This is a genomic window from Vibrio sp. 1288 (assembly GCF_033344475.1).
The window spans coordinates 1-535 of sequence record NZ_JAWPOX010001035.1 but is presented as its reverse complement, the minus strand read 5'-3'; the positions used below and the strand labels follow the sequence as shown (position 1 = coordinate 535).

The 535-nt window shown below is 43.7% G+C and carries 1 pseudogene; it reads left to right on the top strand.

Annotated elements, in window-relative coordinates:
• Positions 1-261: 261 nt before the first annotated feature.
• Positions 262-535, top strand: a pseudogene (locus tag R8O11_RS30765) (ferric reductase); the annotation flags it as partial.

The following is a 535-nucleotide window of genomic DNA, read 5'->3' as shown; positions in this document are numbered from 1 at the left end:
AACAGGAATAACTTTTTCATGCGTGTGTTCTTCGTTCTTTTGGTTTTGATTCGCACTTTGGCGATGTTAAGCAAACTATAACGAGTGAATACTCTAACCACTGTTAAATCCCTGTCGATTTTCTGTAGGATTCTGCGCAATACCTCCAAGTTTGTTATTGACCTTAGGTATATTGTGGGTTTACTCAACTTTACGAATATTGACGTTGCATTACGCTAGAAAAACTAAACTAGAGTTGTCGTCAATTTGAGAGTGATGTTCATGAAAACTGTACGAAATTTTGTATGGATGATAATTGCCGCCGTGTCTGTGTTGTGGTGGATGAGTGAACCGCAACTGCTGTCCTCGACCCAATTCTTCCAATGGCGCTCCGCGCTTATTCAATATTCTGGTGTTTTGTCGTTGGCTTTGATGTCTATTGCGATGGTGTTGGCGCTGCGCTTACCTGTGATCGAGCAATGGGTTCACGGGATGGATAAGGCCTATGGTGTGCACAAATGGCTCGGCTTTACGGCGGTTAGCCGCTCTTCCGATC